Source organism: Sediminicola luteus (genome assembly GCF_002514735.1).
GTDB lineage: Bacteria > Bacteroidota > Bacteroidia > Flavobacteriales > Flavobacteriaceae > HQA918.
On record NZ_NBWU01000001.1, the window covers coordinates 1,066,187 to 1,090,204 of the forward strand.

Below are 24,018 nucleotides of genomic sequence, written 5' to 3' on the forward strand. Positions count from 1 at the left end.
TAAATATTGAACTTAAAAACCAAGCTTCCCAAAGTTGATTGTAATAGGATTTCGTTCTACCTCTTAAAGGCTTTACAATAAGTTTTTTTGTCTGTTAAATTCTTGAAACTTTTCAAAAACAAAGTTTCGAAATTCAAGTTCAAAACGTTCTTTTGAAAATCGTAGGGCATTGGTTCGGATTTTTTCGGAATCAAACTGAAGTTTTTCAAATCTTGATACCGCGTTTACTATTGCTTCCGTATTTTGTTCATCGAAAAACAACCCTGTTTCGTTATTAATCACAGTTTCTGTTAAACCTCCTTTCCCGTAACCAATAACCGGGGTGCCACAGGCTTGAGCCTCAACTGGCATAATCCCGAAATCTTCCTCTGCAGCAAAAACAAATGCTTTAGCTTTTTGCATGTACTCCTTTAAGGTTTCATTCGACTGAAATCCAAGCATCAAAACATTGTTGTTGGCGATTTTTGATATTTTTTTAAACTCAGGGCCATTGCCTATTACTATAAGTTTTTTATTAGGCATCTGATTAAACGACTGAACAATTAATTCGATTTTTTTATAAGGAACTAGCCTGGAAGCCGTTAAAAAATAGTCTTCCTTATTTTTAATCAACTCAAACCTATTGACATCAACAGGGGGATATATCACATGGGCATCCCTTCGGTAAACTTTCTTTATTCTTTTTGCTATATATTTTGAATTGGCAACGAAAACATCAACCCTATTACTTGAAACAACATCCCAAACTCGCATCTTATGAAGGACATATTTAGCATAAAACCCTTTAAGGCCCCTCTTAAGGTTAGAATCCTCAAGTGTTTGATGGTACAAATCCCAAGCATACCTTGCCGGGGAATGGCAATAACAAATATGTAGTTGATTTTGATTGGTTAGTACACCTTTGGCCACAGCAGATGAAGAACTCAAAATTAAATCAAAATTCCTTAAATCTAAAGATTCTATTGCACTCGGAAAAAGCTGTAGAAACAATCTATGTCTTTTTTTAATCAACGGCCATTTTTGGAGATAGGTGGTTGTCACGGTTTTTCCGTTTAAAATAGATTGCCTATCGTGATCGTTAAGATTATCGATTAACGAAAAGTGCTCTATATCATTCCATATATTATCAATACTTCTTATAACTTTCTCCGCCCCTCCATTGGTATAGTACCAATCATGTACCAATACTGTTTTCATATTAATTCTAAAAAGATTAGTAATGATGAAAATATAAAACAAGAGCTTAAAACGATCTTCGAACTCCTAAAAATTATACTATTTTGTTTTAGTGTATTTAGTTGTAAATATGCACTAACAAAAATCAAGACAAAAATAACAAAACACAGCATGTTTAATGAAAGCTGTTGACCTCCAAATAATAAAACAAGGCCAAAGACAAAAACTGCCAAAAACAATTTCCTATTATTCTTCTTGGCCAAATTTTCCCTGTCTATTACATTGGAATTCATAGCCGTGGCAATCCACATGACCATCTGACAAGATAGTATAAGGTAAAGGGTTTTATTCTGGTCTATATTTGTTCTAAAAAAACCTGAAAATTGGCCAATTAAGTCAGTACTTAAAAAATAAAAAAGCAACGATAATAAATATACTCCACCATAAAACCATGCTAACAGTTTATCTAGTTTAGCCAATTCAAATGAATAAATCTGTCTAAAAAATAAAATATTGACAACCTGGTGTATCATTATAACAATGGCCGCCAGTCTATAAAAGAATCCGTAAACAGCAACTTTTTCGTAATCGAAAAAATATTCAACCATTATTCTACCGGTCGTTGTAATCGCAAAAAGGAGAATTGATCCTGCCAATAAATGAAAACTATATTTTAGAATTTTCTGATAATGACGAAATGCGTTTTTAAAACTACTTATGTTTACAATGGTAATACACGCTTTGATAAAATATACCAGAGCGTAGAGATTTAAAGCATAATAAATGGAGTAAATATTGTTTGAGAGTACATTTAAGTTAATCAAAACATATACCATTAAAAGAGATATATACATGAAAGAATCAACAAAAACAGCCTCCATCGACCTAGAAATTGATTTAAGCTTGGTTGAATAAAATATTTGATTTGAAATAATATATGCAACCGTAATAACCAAGGCATATTCTATACCTTCCCTATTGAATATAAAAAATAGGATATTGATGATAAATAATAGGGACAACCAAATTGGATGGATTTTAAAGCCGTTCAACAAATTTTTGTCTTTAACCTTTATTAGGAAATAGGGAATTGCACCTGGTACCCCAAGACTTATTATTCCATTTAAGAAGAAACCTAAACCTGCAAGTGAATACTCTAACAAGCCATAATCATTGAGTGTCAAAGTTTCCGCAAGTAAAAGCGGTGTAAAAAATACAATGCCTTTGCATACCCCAAAAACAAACAAAAAGAAAATTCCCTTTTTCACTTCTTGACTGTGTTAAAAAAGAGTGGGATGATTACGCAAAAAATGTATATCCCATGCTGTCGATTTAAGAAAGATTCAAATAGGCAACCAATAATAAATACAAAAACAACCCCGGAATAAACTAACTTGTTTTTATAATCAACTCTACGCCCAAGAAAATACAATAAACAGAGAAAAACAAAGCCACCCAATACACCTGTTTTCATAAACTCCGTTAAGTATTGGTTGTGCGGATTAAATTGACTGGTCATCCCATATTTAAAATGAACCCTTTCATACTCCAAATTCAGTTCGTCTTGGTAATCTCCAGTCCCCAGGCCAATAGGAAAACTAGACTTAATCAGACCTAATGACAAGTAATTGATTAATATTCTGTGCTCAAAGGTGTTCGCCGTGTAGGTTATACTGTTTTTAGTGATAATTACAGGAATACTTAAATCGGTTGTTTTTGAAATAGTTTTTAATTTTGTTTGAATTCCAGAGTACTTTTGAAGCGAAACCACACCAACTATCACCATAATTAATATTACGCCTATACCCTTTATTGAAACAGACTTTGGGCCCTCAATCTTATGCCAAAATAACTTGATTATTATTGGAATAGAGATTAACAGGGATGTTCTATTATTTAAAAGTACTATTCCAAAAAGAAAAAATGCAATGAAAATAATTTGTTGCCAGTGAAACTTGTGGTGGATTAATTCGTCTAAAGCAAATAATACTGGAATATAAAACAAGAATGCCACATAGAATTGACTGATTCCCAGTTCGTCATTTACAATATAATTGACAAAGTTATTTATACTCCTATCATCGAATAAGATGTGTTTAATTATTAAAGCGGTTAGAATGGCGATTAAACTCCATGAAAATGTATTAATAGTTTTTCTTTCGATTACGATACTACGCCTTTCTGAAATAATTATCAATGGCATGAATACCATTGGCGCGAAGCGCATTAATTCTTTTAAACCATAATCTATGTTCGTTGTGTGAACTAAACCTATCAGATTTGATAAAAACAATAAGTAAAAAAGGAGAACAACGGGGTTGGTGATTTCTTTCAGTTTTGTCCTAATATTCTTTCGGCTATCACAGAAAAAAAAGAGCAGGAACATTACATAACTTAAAGAATTGATCGCATAAGATACCAAGAAACTGATTAAACCAACGTATACTAAAAAGTAGAAAATGTGTACCCTTAATATCTTGTTTTTCATTAAATACTATCTTTAACTCTCTTTATTAAAACATTTGTTGTTTTTTTGTCATATATCAATGTATCCTCATAAATTCGGTTCATTTCTAAGTAATCGATTACTACTGGTTTATATACCGGACCTTCATCCAGTTTCATGAAAACTGGCCATTCAAGCGAATCATCGGCAAGTATATTAACTCTTCTAAAATAGGTGTCTTCACACCGGTTAATCCAAATGCCGCAAAAGGTTAGATACTCATTACCCACAGTCTCTTGGATTTTGTTTAAGTGTTCTTTAGACCCTTTACCAAATGAGCTAATATTAACAATACCAAAACTATGATTGTTTCCGCTAACATACATTCCATTCCTATCAACATTTGATATAACTACCTCTTGGATGGAGATATTCTTAGGGTTGTCACCCATACCATCGATCATTAAGGCTGCATAAGTGTTCTCAAATAATTTAGAACCAGAACCGACATCACTAATTTTGAGGTATTTTATTTTTACATTATTGGTCTTCTTATAGAATTTACAACCCCTATTTCTATAATTCAACAAAACATTGGTAGTATCTGAATATACAATTATGGAATCCATTTCTACCCCATTAATATTATAAGCCCCTAACCGATCTACCAATTTTAAGGTCCCTTCAAGTTTAATTTGATTTAGAATTTCTTCATTTTCATTGGTTAAGTACAAGGTTTTAAACGTAGCATTTTCAAATATTAACCTTACATTTCTTCTTTTTATCAATGTTAGGTCAAAAGGATAATAACCCTCTGTAAATCTGATTTCAATCTTACCTCTCTCTGAAATGTCCAACAAGGTTTGAATTTTCGATTTACCTGAAAATGGGTGTGGAGACCCATCAGCTTGTTTGTCAGGAAAAACACCATACCTTCTTGAATCTCCTTTTTCATAAACAGAATATAAAACATAGTTTTTTTCGACAAAAGTATCCAAAGACTTTTCACTACCAACAACATTCTGTTTTCCCGACCTATCCAAACAGGACTTGGTAACCAAACAAATGAATAGGGCAAAAAGTAAGGAAACGTTATTTTTTCGATTCAAAGGCATATGGTCTATACAATGAATATATTATTAACCAATAGAAAAGATTAGCGGAAGCCCCCAAATGAAATGTTTGAACGAACATGCAAAACAGAAGAATAACAACAAATATAAAATCTGAGTTTAATCTCAGGAAATTCCTTGCAAACAACAAAAGGATAGGGAATAGGTAATATATAAAACCAACAATACCATTATTTAGAAGCAAAGTTATCCATCCATTTTCGGCATTATTTTTATAAACTTGAAGAAAATAACCATTATTACCAAAAACGAGATGGTTTAAATCATAGTTGAAATAAGTGCTTATCCCGTTTATCCAATACTCTATACGGGCATTATTACCAGCGTTATGAGTATCAAATACTTCTTTAAACCTTTCTATAGAGGCCGCATCTAGAAGTAATATCCCAGATATCATAAATCCTAGGACCGCAAAAGTTACTAAAATCATTACCCATGGCCTTTTTATTAAGGTAGCGATATTGTATCGCTGATACAAATAGGCAAAAATAATAATACCGCAAACCAAAATACCTAATCGTCCGTTTGCGAATATTGCGGTCAAAAATATCGGAATCAATATTTTAATATGTTTTCGATAGAACAAACTCGCCCCCATACAAAACTGGGATAGAGCCAATGGACCTTCAAAAAAGACCTTGGATCTGAAAATACCCGCAACACCTCCAAACAGTTTTTCATCTAGTGCTTGGAACCCAAAAACTGTTTCTCTATATACTATAAAAATATATGACTTACTTATAAATTCGTATAAGGCCAAGGCGCAGGTCAACCAAATTAGAATAACAAATAATTTATTGAAAAACCTTCTGCCATCAATTACCATAATGGCTGTTAGTGGACTTAAATAAACATTAATGTCAAAACGGTTTAACCAATGTACATTGGACAGTAGAAGTAAAACCAGGGAAAAACACAAATAGCTAAATATGAGCGTATTAATATTAATCTTTCTGGTCAAGAATATTTTTATTCCGAATAAAAAGTATGAAAAAAACAATAATGGAACCCTTACATTAGAAAAGGGCGTGAATTGCTCGATAATCAAATAAAAGTAAAAGGAGCATATTAAGAAAAACATACTTGCCCCCCTTAAGAAATCGCTAAATGAAATATGATTTTTTGACAACAAGACTTTGGTCATTTACTATAGACTTCTTCAATTAGTCCTTCGCATTGAATTTTGTTTAGTTTTGCCCTAATTTTTTCTATTGAGTTATTTATAAAACGTAATGATTGACCGACATACATACCCGGCTCACTCAGGTTTTTCGAAATTGTAGATCCAGCTCCGATATGTATATTATCTGAAACGGAAACACCTGGATTGAAAATGCAAGAAGAACCAACATAGACATTGTCCCCTATACGCACAGGGCCATCAATTCTTATACGTCCTTTCCCTGTACTTTCATGATAATAGCCGTGGGTCCATATTTGAGTTCTAATTCCTGCGATTATGGAATGACAACCAATCGTTACACTCCTGGTAAGGTCAATGAAATGGTTTGAAACTATAAAAGAATTAATCCCTAAAATTAAACTAGCTTTACCATAAGTGACTGGTGGGATTGCCCTCCTTATTTTATTCTGGGAAGAAATACCTGAGCAGGATTGTAAAATCAAATCAAATGGCCCTCTAATAAAATTAAGCTTTTTTATACTGGTATTCTTTTCCATGGATAATTTGTCTACCATTATCAAGTTAAATGACCCAATTGAAGAGTATTCCGCTAAATTCAATTCCCCAACAAATATAATAGAGAGGCCTATTTTAGCCTTTTTGTGAACCTTACACCCTAACAACCTGAGAAGAAAAATTTTTATCGTGTTGATTGGTATTAGACAAATAATAAAAACAAAAGAACGTTTCATAGTTTATATTTAAATACCTCCATGAAATAATCTGTAAAATACTGCTCCATTTTCTTAGCAAACACACCCTCCTTATCTATTTCTATGTCATCATCCTTCTTATTAATTCTAAATTTTTCAGAAGGCATATCCCTGTTAATATTAATAGAATCTAGAATATCGTTAACGACATATTTGGGTTCCTTAATTTCATCGTTTTCATCCTTATTTTCAATTGTGGCATAAATTATTGCAGGAGTTGCAAATGGCATTATTGTATATACTTCGGCCTCTTTAGAGGCATTGATTACTACTTGATTATCTGAACCTTGTGAAAAAGAATTAATCTTAATAAACATTTCTTTTGAGTAATAGGAACTCAAGTTAAGAGTTATATCTTTAATTTGTTTCAATAAATAATCATAATAGTTTTTAGGCGGAAATAGTTCAAGAGCCCTTGAATATTTGTATTCATCAAAGAGTGCCAATAATCGACCTTCTTCGCTGTATGGCATTTTAAAAAACTTTCGTGCTTTCATTTGCAAAAGAAACAAGCCTAAGCTTGCAACAAAAGATTTTGGTTTGTAGAGCATCTGCCTTCTAAAATAGCTCATCAAACTATCTTCTGATGGGCCAAAAGAAAAAATACTGTCTGAACTTTGACCATTAATGACTACTATGTTTTTTCCAAAACGTTTCCGTATTTCGGAATAGCCCAAGTAATGCAATAGTGAAAAATGTCGGTCAAAAAACTGTTTGCCTACAATTTGTTGTAATCGTTTATTCGGAATCGACTTTAGATCTAATTGTATTTCCTCAACATCAATATTTAAAATTTCAGCTCCCTTTCTAACCTTGTCCAAATCTTGTAGCCCAAAGACAGAAATAGGATTTATTTTAAAGAAAACGGGCGTAAACTCAATTTCGAAATCGATTAAATACTTCACCAACAAAAAAGAATCCTTTCCTCCACTAAATAACACAACTACCGGGGTATTAGCTTTTTTAATGGAAGAAAAAGTACTTTGCAAATCTTGGCTTACTTTAAGTACATGAGAATTTCTATTTGGGATCCTTTCCAGATCCTTAAAATAAAAATTATGGACTAGAACACTGTTTTTAACGGTTGTTATTGAAGCGGGAGGTAGTTTATTAAGATTTTTAAATAAGGTATTACATGAAGTTGTATAACCATGCTTTTTCCAGTACAAAGCTTCAAAAGTGTTTACCTCTACATGACTATGATTTTTTGTGAGAATTCTAAAATCATCCGAAATTTGAATATTGTTCCCGTCTTGAAGATAATAGATACGGTAACCGCCCAAAACATCATTGATGATCGTCAAATCATTACCGGAAAAATCAAATATTGCCCAATATCCTTTTAAGTCATTTGCTTCGTTTTCAAAACAAGAATATTCTGCATTTTCCTCAAGATTGATGGGAAAACCAAAGTAATATTTGTCTCCAAAAACCTTAAATGGCTTTTCAGTTATGGTAATATTTACAATTACCTCTCCAATCTGTATTGTTTTTTCAAACATTATGAATACTCTATAACATGTAACCAAGCATTAACCAAATCCGTAATATTATTAGAATCAACACAACGACGATCACTTAAAGGGTCTGAAATTATTCCTGGATAACTAGATTTGGTCATTAACGAAACAAAGGCGTGCATATCAATATTTTTATTAACAGGAAAAGTTCCTTGTGTAACATTCATAATTATATTAGGCAGTTCTTTTATTCTATCAAGAAATACACAATTTTTTGATTTGTTAAAAAGTGTTTCCACTAGGGTAACCACAGGCTTATTTGATAAAATACATTCTATTGCAATGGTTCCCGTTACCGTTACAACCAAATCAATGTGCTGAATAATCTCTTTCATTTCAACACTGTGATCCATTAACACGATATTGTCGGATTTAGACGCAAAATCTATCAGTTCTTCATTTATCTCATATTTCGATTTGGGATTAGGTTTAATTATTAAGGTTTGCCCCTTACCCAGTTGTTTCGCAATTTGAATAATGGTATCGGTTTGATTTCTGTAAGCCCTTCCCCAAACATCAATATTGGCTTCTGGTTGCATTTGCATTGGATAAAGAACCAAGAAACTATTTTCTGGTAGACGATCGCATGCTATATTGTCCCAACTCCTAATTAATTTACGTTTTCTACGTTCGATAAGTTTCTTAACGAAGGGGTTCGGTGTATTGTATGACTCTCCCTTAAAATAAGCACTTGTTAATATTATCTTGTTCTTTAGATTTATTTTCAAGGCGGCCGTAGTATTGTTCATATAGTCTGGAATAGTATTGCGACTAGATATACCTGAAATAATATTACTCAACTCTTCATTATCAAATACCTCATTACTGCCCTTATATGGTTCTAACGAATCATTTTTATAGAAAGAAAACCTGCCCTTTGGGTACCGACATGTTGAAGGATTAAGATATATCAAATTACTCCTTTTCGCTACCTCTATCGTAAGGAGTTCATGAAAAGCAGTAGATTCCCCAAATATGAAATCAGGCATAATATCTTCTAGATATTCCTTTATTTGATTATAATAGTAATGGAAGTATCCCTTGCCTTTCTTCTTGAAAAAGTTTTGTTGTCTATCGGATTGAATTATTAAGTTTAACGAGCAATCGGCCAAACTGGTTCTTGAAAGATCATTCTTACTTGGATAAGGAATACAATAAATATTTTTCGTTTTTGGAACAAAACTGTGGTTTTGAACTAACCAGTATACTTCAATGCTAGAGGGTAATCTTCTGGCAATCGCTTCATATAGTTTAGTTTTATACCTGTTCTCAATAAATACTATCTTCATTTCAAGATATCCTTTCCATCGTTAAGGGCGTTCCTTTAGCATAATCTCCTTTAAACCGTAACCCTATTATTTCTTTTAAATGTTTCGGATGCATACCATACCCGGGCCGTATGGATTTTACATTTTCCGTTGAGACCAAATCTCCAGAATTTACATCTTCTACAATAAACAGTGATCTTGCAAATTTTTTGTTTTTCTTTACTTTTTCCGACAATTCGTAGGACACTTGACCCAATAACTTCTCTGTATTCCTAACATCATTAACCATTTTACCAAACTCAGCCGTATCCAAAGAAAAATCTGCATCCGGTCCACCAATAGCTTTGTCCAAAATAAAATGTTTTTCAAGTACTTTAGCTCCGAGTGTAACGGCAACAGTTGGAGCTAGGCTCCCATATGTATGGTCACTAAACCCTACCTGAACCTTATATTTTTCTTTTAAATCGGGAATAGTATTCAAGTTCGCCAATTCTAATGGAGCCGGATAAGAAGACGTGCATTTTAACAAAACAATATCATTATTACCTACACTTCTGCATGCTTCTACAGCCAATTGAATGTCATCTTCATTGGCAATACCCGTAGAAATAATAATTGGCTTTCCTTTGGAAGCTGTATACTCTATCAATGGAATATCACGAATCTCAAACGAAGCTATTTTGTAGGCCGGTACTTCTAGCTCTTCTAGAAAGTCCACGGCAGTTTTATCAAAAGGGGAAGAAAAGCATATTAGACCCTCTTTTTTTGCAAGGTCAAAAAGCTCTTTGTGCCACTCCCAGGGTGTATATGCCTCACCATAAAGTTCATATAAGGTTTTGCCATCCCATAAAGTACCGTGATCTATTCTAAAATACTCATTATCACAGTCAATGGTTATAGTATCGGGAGTATATGTCTGAAGTTTTATTGCATTTGCTCCAGCATTTTTAGCCGCTATGATAGTATCTTTAGCCACTTTAATATCCCCGTTGTGGTTGGCAGATAACTCTGCGATTATAAAACAGGGCGAAAACTCGTTTATCTCAAAACCGTCTATATTCATTTCTTATTTTTTAATTCCCCAAAACCAATGCTGGTGTTAATAATTTTAAATCTTCTTTGTTTGCCAATTCTAGTTCTAGTGCTCCATTATTCGTTTTAACGGTCAACGGATCCAATGCCAAAACAGTTCCATTCCTTAAATCATAATTAAATCCTAGATTACTGAATTTACTGGAGACAAAAGTGATTTTGCTTTTGCCCAAAAATGTAAACGACCCTGGATACGGTGGTGCCTGTGCCCGAATCCAATTATATATACGTTCTTTGCACCAATCCCAATTAATTAAACCATCCTCAGGAGTCCTTTTTCCATAATATGTGGCAAGGGTATTGTCCTGTGTAATGGGTGAGATGGTTCCTTTTTCTATTTGGGTTAGTACATCGGTTACCAATTCTGGGTAGGCAAATGCAAACTTTTCCAAGATATTTGCGCCCGTATCATCATTTTCTATTGGAATATTTACCTGTTTAAGAATTTTTCCCGTATCACAACCCTCATCAATTAAATGGGCGGTTATTCCTGTGTTTTCTTCTCCGTTAATAATTGCCCAGACATGGGGGGTACGACCTCTGTATTTTGGTAAAAGGGATCCATGGATATTGAAGGCATATTTTTTGGGCAATTCGATTACATCCTGTTCTATTAGAAATAGGTAATTTACGGAAACCAAAACATCTATTTCCTTTCCAGTAATGAAGGAAGCGCATTTACCCATCCTAGGGTTTCCAATAAAACACTCAATATTGTTGCTTTTGCAAAAGTCTATGATAGAACGAGAGTTTATATCGGTGAATACAAAAATCAAATGACATTCATTCTTCAATTTCTCGAGAAGAATCAGGCCTAAACCTCCACTAACCAATAATCCAATCCTCATGACAAAGCAATTTTAGAATGTATCACAACATCTTTAAAGGAACCATCAAATAAACAGTGATCTTTTAATCGTGCGTCTTCAAAGTAGGAATAGTCTTTTAAAATATCATATAAATGTGGTCTCAGATCAAAGGCATAAACATAAATCTTATGTAATTTAAGGTTCTCAAATGCCACTTTTTCTATTAATCCTAAGTACGTATGCCAATGCTGTCGGAAGTAATCTTTCTCTAATTCTGTTTCCATGATAAAAGATATCTCAGCATTTTTATCGATCCAATTAATATGTACCAACCCTCCATAACCTATACAATTGTTATCTTCCAAAAAAGAAAATAATATCTGCTTAGGATATGGTTCATCGAATTCGTGGGCAACAACATTATTGAAATAATTTATCTGATCCTCGATGGTCAAAGGAGCATTTTGTCTTAAATGATAAATTTGTTCATTCCTCCATTTCATTATGTTAATACGATCCTGGAATCTTATTGGAACAATAGAGAAATTCCCTTTATTCAACTTTTGGACATCAAGAACTTTATACTTCGTTGGAAATTCCATTCGTCTTTAATTTATATTTGATTTCCGCAAGTACCCAATCTGATGGATTATCTATATCCTGAACCTCCATTTCATCCAATAAAGTATAAGTCGTGTTTTTTGGAACCAAAGTTTGTTCCTTTAAGATCGCTTCAGGTTTAAAGAAATAAAACTGCCCGGCGTCGTGATATGACCTTTCTAAATCTTGACTCCTTGTCTTCTCATGAATAGGCTCAAAGTAACGCAACAGACCTTTTTCAATTTTAAAAGCCCTTTGAATAGGGAAAGAAAAAGGAACAATTGGAACTACGGCATCTATATGGGAATCTAAGGCATTACATGCTTTTATTAAGCTTTTCTCCTCCAGTAAAGGACTACATGGGTATAAACAACAAACTTTATCAAAGAATGTGTTGTCCATTTTAAACTGGCTTAATACTTCCTCTACAACATCCAAGGTGGTTGCAAAATCATTAGAATTATCCCTACTGCGGATAAATGGAACATCAGCGCCATACTTTTTCGAGACTTGTATAATCTCCTTGTCATCAGTAGAGACAATAACCTTGTCAAAAAGACCAGACTTTAATGCTTTTTCAATTGAATAAGCAATTATTGGTTTACCTAAAAAAAATTTAATATTCTTTTTGGGAATTCTCTTACTTCCTCCCCTAGCAGGTATAATACATAAATTAGCCATTGACATAGGCTTTAACTTCGTGAATCACAAAATCTTGTTCTTCCGCAGATAGTGTAGGATACATGGGCAAACTTATACAACGGCCATAATACGCTTCCGCCATACTCAAATCAGCATTACCATAACCAATTTTTCTATAGTATGGTAATGTATGCACCGGGATGTAGTGAATTTGGGCAAAAATCCCCTTGCTTCTCAAATGTTCATATAGCCCGGCCCTATCCTTAACCTCAACAATAAAAAGATGATGGGCGTTATGGCAGTTTACAGGTAAAGTTTGGTACTTTAATAAGCCATTAAACGCACTTTTATATCTATCTGCAATTTCATTACGTCTTAAAACACCCGCATCATTCTTTTTCAATTGGGTAATACCTAGGGCGGATTGAATGTCCGTTAGACGGTAATTAAACCCTAATTCCTGCATTTCGTAATACCAACCCCCATGATTTTCAACCATGTTTTCTTTGGTAATGCCGTGTGTTCGTAGGGACAATAATTTTTTGTAAAGTTTTTCGTTGTTGGTTGTAATTATTCCTCCTTCGCCACAGGCAATATGTTTGACAGGGTGGAACGAAAAAACCGCTAAATCGGCATAAGCCCCATTCCCACATTTCTGGTCAACATTATTGCTGTCCACGAAATATCCTCCCGGAGCATGACAAGCATCTTCAATAATCCAAAGATTATGTTCATCCGCTAGATTTCTAAACGCTTCTAAATTTACAGGTAAACCACCAAAATCTACAGGGATTATCCCTTTAAAAAAACCTTTGGGCTTGCTTTTTATAAGCTTTTCGGTTGCCTCTAATGACAGTAAATAAGTGTCTGGATCAATATCGGCAAACCAAACTTCTCCACCAGCATAACGTATACAATTAGCGGTGGCGGCAAAGGTTATAGGGGTTGTAATTACCCGTTCGCCCGGCTGCAAACCATTAGCCAAAACAGATAAATGTAACCCTGCTGTGGCATTGGATACAGCTACAGCATATTTGGCTCCGGTATAATCTGCAAAAGCATCTTCAAACTGCTTTACCTTAGGCCCTTGGGTGAGGAAATCGGCTGTTAAGGTTTCGATTACGGCAGAAATATCTTCTTTATCGATATGTTGTCTGCCATATGGAATATTATGTTTTGCCATTTTAAACTTTGAATGTTGTGTCTACGTGATCCACAATTAATCGCCTCAGGCTTTCAACAGTCTCCCATTCTTCATTTTCCCCAGAATTGTAACTAAAACCTTCTGAAACCTTAGTTGCGCCAAACTCCGAAATAAACTCATCTAATGACCATCGATGTGTTGCAGGTAAAATGGCATAGTATTTACCTAAATCATAAGTATAAAAGGAATCCGAAGGTGTAATCATTTCCTCATGAAGTTTTTCTCCTGGCCTTATCCCAACTACCCTTTTTTCACACTCTGGACCAATAGCTTCTGCAACATCCATAATTTTGTAGGAAGGAATCTTCGGAACGAACAATTCACCACCCCAAGCCTGATGCAAAGCATGCATAACCATCTCTACACCGCCGGTCAAAGAAATATTGAATCTTGTCATATTCTTATCGGTAATGGGCAAAACCCCTTCTCTTTTCCGATTTATGAAAAACGGTATCACCGATCCATTTGAACCCATAACATTCCCATATCGCACAACGGAAAACCTAATTGGATTATCCCCCTTAATGTTGTTCGCGGCAATAAAAAGTTTATCTGAAGTTAATTTAGTCGCCCCGTACAAATTAATCGGGGCACAAGCTTTGTCAGTGGACAATGCAACTACACGCTGAACCCCTGTTTGTAAACAGGCATCAACCACATTCTGAGCGCCACCAATATTGGTTTTAATACATTCTTCAGGGTTGTATTCTGCTAAATGTACATGTTTCATTGCTGCAGCATGGATAACATAGTCAACACCCTTAAACGCTCGAATCAGTCTTTCTTTATCCCTTACATCTCCAATAAAAAACCTGATTTGGGGAAACTTTTCCACTGGATACTCTTGCGCCATTTGAAATTGCTTCTGTTCATCCCTCGATAATATGATCAATCTTCTAATTTCGGGATAAGTTGCAAATATATGTTTCGTTAACGCTTTACCTAAGGAGCCTGTTCCTCCGGTAATTAAAATTGACTTTCCAGATAAATCCAGCATTATTGTTACAGTTTTTAATGTTATTTAATAGTTAGGTTAAAAATCACTTAGAGTTTTTTAGTATTCTATGTTAACCAGAAAATTAAAGTATGTCCTTGTAAATTCCATGAATTTTGTTCTTACTTCAGATTCACAAAAATTGGTCGTTTAGCTAAAGTACGATATTCCTTAACCCTTTGAAGGGATTCATCTCTTTTTAAACCATTTTCTTTCAAAATCATTTCGGCAAACTCATACCAACTCATCACATCACCATCCGAAAAATGGTATAAACCAAATGGTTTTTTATTAAAAATAATGTCGCTTAGTATATGTTCGGCCAGTTCAAAGGTATCCGTAGGGCGGCCGAATTGATTGTCTACCACTTTTAATTGTTCACCATTCCCGGCTTTTTCGGCAATGGTTCGGTAAAAATTCTTACCGTATACCCGGCAGTACAACCATGAGGTGCGCACAATATAATGGTCACCCCAAATTTCTTGGATATACTGTTCCCCTTTTAGTTTGGATTTTCCGTATTCATTTATCGGATTTGTTTTATCGTCTACCGTATAACCTTCTTCCTTTTCACCATCAAATACGTAGTCGGTCGAAACATGGATCAGTATGGTTTGGTTTCGTTTACAGGCTTCGGCCAAATTTCTCACCCCTTCGGCATTAATGGCAAAGGCCTTTTTAGGGTCTTTTTCTGCCCCCTCCACATCGGTATAGGCCGCACAATTGATACAGTATGTATAATGACCATTGTCCAAGACATAATCGACCTTTTCCGGCTGTGTGATATCTAAGGCTTTGGTGTCTTTTAAAACAAAGTCGAAGTCGGTATAAAACTCGGATATCTGGCCTATGGTCCATCCCAATTGCCCTTTGGCCCCTGTTACCAATATCCTATCCATGGGCAAGCTGTTTTAAAAAAGGTAGCTGGGCGTCGCGACCAGATACAATGGGGGTTACGTGACCCAGTTTCCAGTCAATATTTAAATCAGGGTCGTTATACCGAATCCCTGCCTCTGCATTTGGATTGTAATAATGGTCACATTTATACAGGCATATGGCCTCTTCACTTATAACTGAAAAACCATGGGCAAACCCTCTAGGAATAAAAAGTTGTTTGCCGTTTTCGGCCGACAACTCTACACTGAAATGTTCTCCATAAGTTTTAGAGCGGAGTCGGAGATCAACGGCTACATCCAATACGGTCCCTTTTATTATACGAACCAGTTTGGCCTGAGCAAATTCACCTTCTTGATAATGTAGCGCCCTAATGACCCCCTTTTTAGAATAGGACTGATTGTCTTGTACAAAACGTACATCAACACCGGTTTCTATTTGAAACCGCTCTTCATGGAACGACTCAATGAAATAGCCACGTTCATCTTTATAAACCTTGGGCTCAATGACAAAGCAACCTTTTAAAGGGGTTTCCGTTACCTTCATACTACTCTATTAAACCCAATAGTTTTTTACCATAACCGCTTTTCTCCAAGGGCTTGGCCAATTTTCTCAATTGTACGGCATCTATATATCCCATTTCATAAGCCACGCCTTCTATTGCCCCGATTTTAAGTCCTTGACGCTCCTCGATTACCTCTACAAATTGGGCTGCCTGCATGAGCGATTGAAAAGTCCCCGTATCTAACCAAGCCGTGCCCCGATCTAGAATACTAACTTGCAATTTTCCGGCTTGTAGGTAGGCTTTGTTCACGTCGGTAATCTCCAATTCGCCCCGACTACTAGGGGTAGTTTCATTGGCAATTTCAACCACCTGGTTATCGTAAAAATATATACCGGGTACCGCAAAGTTCGACTTAGGCTCTTTTGGTTTTTCTTCTATGGATATGGCCTTACCATTATGATCGAACTCAACGACCCCGTAACGTTCGGGGTCATGCACATGATAGGCAAAAATGACACCTCCTTCCGGATCGTTGTTGGCTTGCAACAAATCGGACAAACCAGTTCCATAAAAAATATTATCACCCAAAATCAGGGCCACTTTATCTTGTCCTATAAAATCGGCTCCTATGATAAAGGCCTCAGCCAATCCGTTGGGATTTTCCTGTACAGCATATTCAAAACGACAACCCAGAGCCGAGCCATCTCCCAATAAATCCCTAAAAAGCGGAAGGTCTTTTGGGGTAGATATGATTAAAATTTCCCTGATTCCGGCCCACATCAAGGTAGAAAGGGGGTAGTAGATCATGGGCTTGTCATATATGGGCATTAATTGCTTACTTACACTAAGGGTAAGTGGGTGCAAACGTGTACCGGATCCGCCGGCAAGTATTATGCCCTTCATATATAAACTAAGACTTGTATTGCTTTTCGTAATATGCTAAATAATCACCGGAGGTCACATTCTTCAACCATTCGGTATTTTTGAGATACCAATCCATGGTTTCCGATAGGCCTTGTTCAAAAGTTACCGAAGGTTCCCATTTTAGTTCTTCCATAATTTTACTGGCATCTATGGCATATCGTAAATCGTGTCCGGGTCGATCTTTTACAAAGGTTATTAGTTTTTGGGAACTTTTGGCAGGTCTCACTAACTTATTGTCCATCAATTCACAAAGCAAACGAACCAAATCGATGTTTTTCCACTCATTATCTCCCCCAACATTATAGGTTTCCCCATTTTTACCATGATGGAAAATCGTATCTATGGCTTGGGCATGGTCCTTTACATAGAGCCAGTCGCGCGTATAATTTCCATCTCCGTATACGGGCAAAGTTTTGTTCTGGATAATATTATTGATAAAAAGGGGGATCAACTTTTCAGGAAATTGGTTGGGTCCGTAATTATTGGAACAATTGGAAATCACATAGGGTAACCCATAAGTTTCACCATATGCCCTTACAAAATGATCGGAACCCGCCTTGGAGGCCGAATAAGGGGAATTAGGGTCGTAGGCTGTTTTTTCGGTAAAAAGGCCCGTATCACCCAAGGAACCATATACCTCATCGGTACTAATACTATAAAATCGTTTTCCAGAGGTATCTTTCCAATACTTTTTGGCGCTATTCAAAAGATTTACGGTACCGATAATATTGGTTTGTACAAAGGCTAACGGATTGGCTATGGAACGATCTACGTGCGATTCCGCTGCCAAGTGGATAACCCCATCAAACTGGTATTGGGCAAATAGTTTATCCAGTAAATTAGTATCGGATATATCGCCTTTAACAAAAGTATAATTTAAAGACCCTTCAACATCGGTAAGGTTTTCGAGATTACCCGCATAGGTTAAGGCGTCGAGGTTTACGATATGGTAATGCGGGTATTTCCTGACCAAATACCTAACCACATGGGAACCGATAAAACCGGCCCCTCCCGTAATCAATATGTTTTTAGACGTACCCATATCGTACGTGCTATAGTTTCTCTTTCACCTGCTTATTTAAAAAGGCCAATAAGGACCAAAAGAAATAGGCGCCAATCAACAAGGTAGGCAACAACACCAAACTATGTCCAAAAAAAGATTTTTCCACCTCTTGGGGCTGACCAAAATTAAAGACTTTAATGGTCTCTTGTAGTTCTCTTATGGCCACCTTACTGGAAGCATTGTTTTGTATTAAGTCGTTTTTTTGACTTAAGAGTGAAGGAATGTTCAATCCTTGCTCCCCACCCAACATTACCGTACCATCGCCTCCTTCTTTTGACTTATTGCCTAGGGCTTTGGTATAGTTATCTATAAGACCATCGATTTGTTTAATGACAATATCATTCTCTTTAATGCGTTGTTCGGTATTGGCTATATAAATTTCGCGCAACTCCTTAAAATGCGGATTCGCATTGATATAGTCCATTATCTTATGGGCCGCTTCCTGGCCCATTTTAGAATCTTTGAAATACACGGTAATCTTATGATTAACATAACTTGTGGAGAGTACTTCATTCTTAATTACTTGCTTTATGGAACTATCATTCTTGAGGTCCCCTAAATACTCCAAATATTTTAGTTGTTCTTCTAAATTAGCCTCGACCCCTTCTTGCTTCATAGGAGCAATTGCGATTTTTAATCCACCTATCGAATCCAAATCTATCCCAATTCCATTAAAAAAGTCAACGTCTTTACCTTTAATCTTACCTTCCAATTCCTGTACTACCCCATACAGGTAATCTTTACTCTCAAAATTGGGTTTGACGATGATTTCGGTCTTTTTAGTCTTGGTACTTATTTTGCTCAATCCATACCCAGCGGCCAAACCAATAATACCCAGTATGGCTAGTATTACAAAGTTGGATTTGAAATATTGGAATACCTTAAGAATACCGATAAAGACCTTATCCAGGCCATTGCGGATCATTTGGAACAATTGGCCCAAATCGATTTCATCGGATTGGGGGTTCGGGTTGGTAGGCAGTTGTTCTCCCATGTTAAGCTTCAAATATTTGTTTTAGTATCTTATCTGTTATCAAGTAGGTGGGTTTTACCCCAGTGGTTCCCAATCCGCCAGATGCCAAGGTGCTTCCGGTTTCCAACGGATTATCAGAGGCGTAGTAGGCATATCGTACCTTAACGTCTTCCCGTATACTCTTGCGTATCTTGGAAGCCGATTGTATGGCTTTTTGGTAATGTACCCCTTCCATTTCGAGTCCGATGACGTTCCAGGTGGATTCGTGAAAGAATTTCAAGATGTCCTTATTCTGTAGGGAGGTACCCAAAACAGTGACCATACTGCCCTCCAACACCAAAAGATCGTGTCCTTTAAAATCTTCGGCACATAACTCATTTTTAAACGGATAATTGTCCCCGGATCCTTCAAAAATATGGGCCGATGGTATCATCAGGTCGCCCTTGCCCCCTTCCAAGATACCGGCCTTACCCATAATGGAGATAGAGGCCACATCTAAATACATCGGGGTTTGTCCTTCCTTTTTATAGGGCTTTAAAAACTCGTCTATAGTCTCATAGGCCTGTTCGCCAAAGGCATAGTCCATAACGAATAGTACGGGCATTTTATCCTTGGGCGTATCTTTTGGTAAAGCAAAACAACAAGCCTCCTGACCTAATTTTGCCGAATCGAATATTTGGATGTCTATATTGGTGCCTGAAGTATCCTTTTGGTAGATCATACCATTTTTCTTGGCAATCGTCTCCACCTTTTTTCTCAAATTGCCATTGCCAGGCGCACTTAAAGCCTCAAAAACTTCCAATGAATCGGCCTTTGGGAATTCCTTGGCCAGGGCCTTTTTCGCAAAAATGGAATTCATGACCGAATGCATATTGGCCGAAATAATGTGTATGGGCCGCTCCATCAATCCCTGCTTCATTAAGGTGTCCTTAATCGCATTCGCCCATTTTTCGCCATGTATATGATGGCCCAAACGCTCGCGGAGAATGGGGCTGAAGGTAATCGCCCTTTTCTGGTAGTTCCGCTCTTCATCAATGGCCAATTTGCCCAACCAGTATACGATCTCCAAAAAGCGATCGGGTTTCGACTTTGAAGCCAACTGGGTATGCATATCCATGGTTTCTTCAAAAGAACGACCTAGGATATTTGAGGTATGCACCAAGGCCACCTCCCTTTCGGTTTGGGTAAGTTTAGTTCCCTTGAGCGCGTTTTCGAGTTTTTCCCAATCGCGAATGGTCTTGCCCGAACTTTTGATCAATACCCGCTTACAGATCTTTTGCGATTCGATAAACAAAAAGGTCAAATGGGTAAGTATATCGTAAATGTCGGAACGCCCACGGGTAATCTCGATATTCATTTGCTCGTCATCGATACGATAACAATTTCGACGGCGTTTCGGGGGCACTATGGGGGTAAAATGGGTACTGCCATAACCTTCTTCGGAGGTCAGATTGATAAAGCGGCATTGTTCAATTCCCTCTGGCAAACGTTCGAGTACGTAAACCAATCCGTTAAGCTCTACCTTCTCTTCGGCAATGGAACCATAAATCTCGGGGCGTAATTGTAACAAGGCATTGCGTAAAGCCTCGCCAGATATACCCATAGGCTTATAAAAACCACGGTTAAACAAGTGTAACATGGTTATATAAAGCCGTTCTATGGCATTGGTAGATTCTTGGGCGCGGGTGGTGTTCTTCACGTTCAATTCTCGTATTCTGTTATGCTAAATTACGGTTTATATTGTGTATTTCGGAATTGCCAAAAATGAAATCAGAAAAAACAACATACAATTAACCCAATTGCTTACCGCTTTTTTGTCATTCCAAAGCTCTAAATACAGACAAAGCATTGGCCACCTTGCGGTCATTACCCAGGCGTTGTACCTTGTTCTGTCCGCCCAAACGACCTACCGATTTCATATAGTCGATAAAGGCACCCCGCTTTAATGGGCTTACCTTTAAAGCTTGAAGCACTTTTCCATCTATCAAATCGAAATAATAGGAATTCTGTTCTTGTAGGGTCTGATCCAAAACAGCAATAAAAGTTTCCATGTCGGAAGGTTGTTTCTCGAACTCGATCAACCACTCGTGGTAGGGGAGCCCCCCCTCGGGCGGATTCGTCTGTGGGGCCACGGTAAATTCGTGTACCATGGCATCGGTGGCCGCTATGGCCTTCCGCATACTTTCTTCTACCTCTTTACCGATGACATGCTCGCCAAAAGCGGATATAAAGTGTTTAATCCGACCCGAAACAATTACCCGGTAAGGCGCTAAAGAAACAAATTGTACGGTATCGCCAATGTTGTAACCCCATAAACCTGCGTTGGTCGAGATAATCAAAACATAATTGACGCCCAGTTCCACTTCGCCTAAAGTATACCGCTTGGCATTTTCTTCAAAAAATTCATCTGCCTTGATAAACTCATAGAAAATTCCTGAATCTACACACAAAAGGAGTCCGGGTTCGGTTTGGGTGTCTTGGTAAGCAAAAAAACCTTCACTGGCCGGAAAAATCTCAATACTATCTACCTTTCGACCCATCAGGTTCTCAAAGGTGGCCCGATAAGGTTCGTAATTAACCCCACCATAGATAAAGAGATCGAAATTCGGAAAGACCTCTGCAATCTTCTTCCCGGTTCGTTGGGTAATACGTTCGAAATACATCTGCACCCATGAGGGTATACCGGCAATAACCCCCATATCTTCGGGTAAGGTCTCGTCAATGATCTTTTCTACTTTGGTCTCCCAATCTTCAATACAATTGGTTTCCCAACTTGGTAAACGGTTCCGTTGCAAATACCCTGGTACATAATGAGCCGAGATTCCGGATAGGCGGCCCAATTTAACCCCGTTTTTTTCATCCAATTCGGGACTACCTTGTAAAAAAATCATCTTCCGCGTTACAAAATCGGCATTACCGGTTTCTTTTATGTAGGCCAGAATAGCATCGCGCGACGCCCTTACTTGTTCTTTTATGGATACTTTGGTAATGGGTATGTATTTTGAACCTGAGGTAGTACCCGAAGTTTTCGCAAAATATGCAGGCTTGCCTGGCCATAATACATCGTTGGCGCCATTTACGACCAAATCCACATAGTTTTTTAACCCTTCGTAGTCGCGTACTGGTACCCGTTCTTGAAAATCAGAAAAAGACTGAATGGTACCAAAGTTGTGGTCTTTACCAAATTTGGTGTTGGCCCCATTTGTAATCAAGTCCTTAAAAACCTTTTCTTGGGCAGCAATGGGATTTTGTATCCATTTAGCATTCTTACGGCCTACGTTCTTAGCGAACAACTTTGCCGCCAGTACTTTTAATTTCATGCGAACGATATCAATTAAAATCGAGGTAATCGGACGGATTCATAGGGTTACCATGACTCCATAATTCAAAATGTAAATGGGGTCCGGTGGTCAGTTCCCCAGTGTTGCCTACCGAGGCGATTACTTCTCCGGCCTGAACGATTTCCCCTTGCGATTTAAGCAGTTTTCCATTGTGCTTATAAATAGACAACAAACCATCTCCGTGTTCTAAGATAATAACATAACCTGTTTCGGCCGTCCATTCCGAAAGAATTACGGTACCATTGGCCACCGCTTTTACCGGACTATCGACTGCCGCGGTAATATCTACGGCAAAATGTTTTTCCTGGGCGTTAAAGCCATTGGATAACATGCCGTTTACCGGAGGAAAAAAATTCAAAGTCCGATCGCGTACCTCGGTCTCGAACAGATTGTATTTATCTTCCAAGGCCACTTGGGCCCTAAGGATGGAATCTTCTTTTATTGGAGTTAAGTCCACCGTATTTGGGTCGAGTTTAAATTGTTCGAACAACGAATCGCGATTCACCTCATTATTGGCCACATCGCCACTTAAAACTTTACGTACATTTTCTAAATACTGATTGGTATAATTAAGAACGGTAACCAAAGAATCCGTTTTATAGGTAAGCTCGGTGGCCTTGCGTTTCAAGGCGGTGGAAGAGTAACCCGGAATATATTCACGTAAAGGAGTAAAGGCGATTAATAAAGTCGTAAGTCCTATCAAAAAGATCATGGCAATAGTACCCGAAACAAAAACATTTAACCTGCTTAGCTTAAAGGAAATCTTTTCTTCGAAAGTACTTTCGTTAAGGATGACCAACCGGTACTTATGCAGTAATTTCTTCTTGATTTCTTTAGTCTTGCGCTTCTTTTTGGCCATAAGTCTTTGTACTATGGTGAATACCAGAACCGACCCTATAGAATCGACTTCAGGTAATCGCTTCGCCAAATTTATACTTTTTAGCCTAGTCAATGGCCATATTTAGCAGTTAGGCCCTATCTTTTTAACGATTCCATGCTATCTTTTTACTACATTTGTTGCCTAAATCCTCTATCATGATAAGTTTGTTACCTTTTTTAGCCATCGGAGCCCCCCAGATCATCTTGATTGTGGTAGTAGTGCTTTTACTTTTCGGTGGTAAAAAAATCCCAGAGCTTATGCGCGGACTGGGAAGCGGAATAAAAGAATTTAAAGACGCCTCTAAAGACGATGAAAAGTTGGAAGAGAAGAACGATTAATAATATACCCCCAATACATACAAAAAACCCCTGCTTTTTACAGGGGTTTTTTATTTGCCTTCACCAAATTTTGTTTTCCTACAAACATTTCAATCCAACTTCAATTTTAACGGGTTTGCTTATTCGATTTAGAGGTGTTCCAATTATCGATTAAGCGTTATATAATATAGCCTAATAGATAAACTGCACCATACAAATCTTTGTGTTTTTGTAGGAAATCGACTTCTTAAATAGTATAAAAACCAGCCTATACCTACTAAAAGGAGTGGGTTCACAACAATTTATTTCTCATCGGGGCTAACACAATTACTTTTACGATT

At 36.9% G+C, this 24,018-nt stretch carries 23 protein-coding genes; 1 reads left to right on the forward strand and 22 read right to left on the reverse strand.

Annotated features, from left to right (window positions below; all coding sequences use genetic code 11):
* Positions 1 to 72 precede the first annotated feature (72 nt).
* The 22 genes from B7P33_RS11310 to B7P33_RS11415 all read right to left on the reverse strand — a co-directional run bounded on the left by B7P33_RS11310 (position 73) and on the right by B7P33_RS11415 (position 23,339).
* The gene (locus tag B7P33_RS11310) at positions 73 to 1,197 is read right to left on the reverse strand and encodes a glycosyltransferase family 4 protein (protein WP_097442069.1); all 1,125 of its coding nucleotides are present in this window, start codon (positions 1,195 to 1,197) and stop codon (positions 73 to 75) included.
* The gene (locus tag B7P33_RS11315; RefSeq protein WP_097442070.1) at positions 1,194 to 2,444 is read right to left on the reverse strand and encodes an MATE family efflux transporter; all 1,251 of its coding nucleotides are present in this window, start codon (positions 2,442 to 2,444) and stop codon (positions 1,194 to 1,196) included. The genes B7P33_RS11310 and B7P33_RS11315 overlap by 4 nt, the downstream gene beginning before the upstream one ends.
* On the reverse strand, positions 2,441 to 3,664 hold the full coding sequence (locus B7P33_RS11320) for an O-antigen ligase family protein (RefSeq protein WP_097442071.1): 1,224 nt from the start codon (positions 3,662 to 3,664) through the stop codon (positions 2,441 to 2,443). Before B7P33_RS11320 ends, B7P33_RS11315 begins: the two co-directional genes overlap by 4 nt.
* Positions 3,664 to 4,665, reverse strand: coding sequence for a hypothetical protein (locus tag B7P33_RS11325; protein WP_141402457.1), 1,002 nt, complete (start codon positions 4,663 to 4,665; stop codon positions 3,664 to 3,666). Before B7P33_RS11325 ends, B7P33_RS11320 begins: the two co-directional genes overlap by 1 nt.
* A 49-nt stretch (positions 4,666 to 4,714) precedes the next feature.
* Positions 4,715 to 5,716: a hypothetical protein gene (locus B7P33_RS11330; RefSeq protein ID WP_141402458.1), complete on the reverse strand. Its 1,002-nt coding sequence runs from the start codon at positions 5,714 to 5,716 to the stop codon at positions 4,715 to 4,717.
* 179 nt (positions 5,717 to 5,895) lie between these two features.
* A complete protein-coding gene (locus tag B7P33_RS11335) occupies positions 5,896 to 6,630 on the reverse strand; it encodes an acyltransferase (protein WP_097442074.1) in 735 nt (244 codons plus the stop codon).
* The gene (locus tag B7P33_RS11340) at positions 6,627 to 8,153 is read right to left on the reverse strand and encodes an asparagine synthetase B family protein (protein ID WP_097442075.1); all 1,527 of its coding nucleotides are present in this window, start codon (positions 8,151 to 8,153) and stop codon (positions 6,627 to 6,629) included. The genes B7P33_RS11335 and B7P33_RS11340 overlap by 4 nt, the downstream gene beginning before the upstream one ends.
* On the reverse strand, positions 8,153 to 9,460 hold the full coding sequence (locus B7P33_RS11345; RefSeq protein ID WP_097442076.1) for a capsular polysaccharide export protein, LipB/KpsS family: 1,308 nt from the start codon (positions 9,458 to 9,460) through the stop codon (positions 8,153 to 8,155). The genes B7P33_RS11340 and B7P33_RS11345 overlap by 1 nt, the downstream gene beginning before the upstream one ends.
* Position 9,461: 1 nt before the next feature.
* Complete coding sequence (gene pseI / locus B7P33_RS11350) at positions 9,462 to 10,502, reverse strand: pseudaminic acid synthase (RefSeq protein WP_097442077.1); 1,041 nt, start codon at positions 10,500 to 10,502, stop codon at positions 9,462 to 9,464.
* A 10-nt stretch (positions 10,503 to 10,512) separates the two neighbouring features.
* Entirely contained in the window at positions 10,513 to 11,379 is an 867-nt protein-coding gene (locus tag B7P33_RS11355) for a methionyl-tRNA formyltransferase (protein ID WP_097442078.1), read from the reverse strand.
* Positions 11,376 to 11,942: a GNAT family N-acetyltransferase gene (locus B7P33_RS11360; protein WP_097442079.1), complete on the reverse strand. Its 567-nt coding sequence runs from the start codon at positions 11,940 to 11,942 to the stop codon at positions 11,376 to 11,378. The genes B7P33_RS11355 and B7P33_RS11360 overlap by 4 nt, the downstream gene beginning before the upstream one ends.
* The gene (gene pseF, locus B7P33_RS11365; protein ID WP_097442080.1) at positions 11,920 to 12,621 is read right to left on the reverse strand and encodes a pseudaminic acid cytidylyltransferase; all 702 of its coding nucleotides are present in this window, start codon (positions 12,619 to 12,621) and stop codon (positions 11,920 to 11,922) included. Before pseF ends, B7P33_RS11360 begins: the two co-directional genes overlap by 23 nt.
* Positions 12,614 to 13,765 (reverse strand): UDP-4-amino-4,6-dideoxy-N-acetyl-beta-L-altrosamine transaminase, encoded by a 1,152-nt coding sequence (pseC, locus tag B7P33_RS11370; RefSeq protein WP_097442081.1) that lies wholly within the window; start codon positions 13,763 to 13,765, stop codon positions 12,614 to 12,616. The genes pseF and pseC overlap by 8 nt, the downstream gene beginning before the upstream one ends.
* Before the next feature lies 1 nt (position 13,766).
* Positions 13,767 to 14,783: a UDP-N-acetylglucosamine 4,6-dehydratase (inverting) gene (gene pseB, locus B7P33_RS11375; RefSeq protein WP_097442082.1), complete on the reverse strand. Its 1,017-nt coding sequence runs from the start codon at positions 14,781 to 14,783 to the stop codon at positions 13,767 to 13,769.
* 119 nt (positions 14,784 to 14,902) lie between these two features.
* Positions 14,903 to 15,679 carry a dTDP-4-dehydrorhamnose reductase gene (gene rfbD, locus B7P33_RS11380; RefSeq protein ID WP_097442083.1) on the reverse strand — a complete coding sequence of 259 codons (777 nt, stop codon included), beginning with the start codon at positions 15,677 to 15,679 and terminating at the stop codon, positions 14,903 to 14,905.
* Complete coding sequence (gene rfbC / locus B7P33_RS11385; RefSeq protein ID WP_097442084.1) at positions 15,672 to 16,220, reverse strand: dTDP-4-dehydrorhamnose 3,5-epimerase; 549 nt, start codon at positions 16,218 to 16,220, stop codon at positions 15,672 to 15,674. Before rfbC ends, rfbD begins: the two co-directional genes overlap by 8 nt.
* Position 16,221: 1 nt before the next feature.
* Positions 16,222 to 17,082, reverse strand: a complete 861-nt coding sequence (rfbA, locus tag B7P33_RS11390; RefSeq protein WP_097442085.1) for a glucose-1-phosphate thymidylyltransferase RfbA — start codon at positions 17,080 to 17,082, stop codon at positions 16,222 to 16,224.
* Positions 17,083 to 17,089: 7 nt separating this feature from the next.
* Positions 17,090 to 18,145 (reverse strand): dTDP-glucose 4,6-dehydratase, encoded by a 1,056-nt coding sequence (gene rfbB, locus B7P33_RS11395; protein WP_097442086.1) that lies wholly within the window; start codon positions 18,143 to 18,145, stop codon positions 17,090 to 17,092.
* Positions 18,146 to 18,155: 10 nt separating this feature from the next.
* Positions 18,156 to 19,160: a hypothetical protein gene (locus B7P33_RS11400; RefSeq protein WP_097442087.1), complete on the reverse strand. Its 1,005-nt coding sequence runs from the start codon at positions 19,158 to 19,160 to the stop codon at positions 18,156 to 18,158.
* 1 nt (position 19,161) lies between these two features.
* Positions 19,162 to 20,778, reverse strand: a complete 1,617-nt coding sequence (locus B7P33_RS11405) for a DUF6909 family protein (RefSeq protein WP_245871783.1) — start codon at positions 20,776 to 20,778, stop codon at positions 19,162 to 19,164.
* A 178-nt stretch (positions 20,779 to 20,956) separates the two neighbouring features.
* On the reverse strand, positions 20,957 to 22,459 hold the full coding sequence (locus tag B7P33_RS11410) for a GH3 family acyl-acid amido synthetase (RefSeq protein WP_097442089.1): 1,503 nt from the start codon (positions 22,457 to 22,459) through the stop codon (positions 20,957 to 20,959).
* Between the two features lie 10 nt (positions 22,460 to 22,469).
* A complete protein-coding gene (locus B7P33_RS11415) occupies positions 22,470 to 23,339 on the reverse strand; it encodes a M23 family metallopeptidase (protein ID WP_097442090.1) in 870 nt (289 codons plus the stop codon).
* Between the two features lie 176 nt (positions 23,340 to 23,515).
* Between B7P33_RS11415 and tatA the strand changes: the two genes are divergently transcribed.
* Positions 23,516 to 23,698, forward strand: a complete 183-nt coding sequence (gene tatA, locus B7P33_RS11420; RefSeq protein ID WP_097442091.1) for a twin-arginine translocase TatA/TatE family subunit — start codon at positions 23,516 to 23,518, stop codon at positions 23,696 to 23,698.
* The last annotated feature ends 320 nt before the right edge of the window (positions 23,699 to 24,018 follow it).